Genomic DNA, 573 nt, shown 5'->3' with positions numbered 1-573 from the left:
GCGACGCGAAAGTCCCGAGAACGCCGGAAGCGTGGCAGGGTATTCACGTCGCAAGTTAAAGCCGAAGCGCGTTAAGGCTTGTCAGAGGCCGGGGGGGTCGGCCTCTGACCTGAGTGGTTACTTCAGCGATGCAACGCCCAGCGGCACACCGGCGACTTCGCACCAGATGTACACTTCGTTGTAACCCGACACATCCATGGTCGGCGGCACGGCATAAGATTGCTTGCCGGTTAGGTGCAGCAGTGCGCCCAGTTTGCTGTCGGGGGCATATTTGCCATCTTTACCAAATGCGACACGCGGGTCGGGGCCGTTGTCCAGCGAGAAGTCCTCGCCCAGTTCAACGATGTAACGGTCGCCATCCTTGACCAGTTTCACCGAACCGGTGGTGATGTGGTTCGAGCGACCCTCGAACGAGCCTTTCTTTTTGGCGCCGCCGGCCAGGGCAGTGGTGGTACCGGCCAGGGTGAGCGCTGCGCCCGTGGCAGCAGCTTTCACAAAAAGCGATCGACGAGTCATCATGATTTGATATCTCCATTGATAGATGCAGGCAGGTTTGCCCGTCGCAAAAACTAT

1 protein-coding gene is annotated in these 573 nt (G+C 58.6%); it reads right to left on the bottom strand.

Translation table 11 applies throughout. The annotated features are described in order from the left end of the window. Positions 1 to 117: 117 nt before the first annotated feature. Positions 118 to 573, bottom strand: a 456-nt coding sequence (locus tag ACR0JF_RS23390; protein WP_480670137.1) for a DM13 domain-containing protein, incomplete at its 5' end; no start/stop codon positions are given.

The sequence above is a fragment of the Ruegeria sp. BG11 genome, from assembly GCF_056538565.1.
Note: the sequence above shows the minus strand (reverse complement) of the source record. Positions and strands in the feature narration are given on the sequence as shown.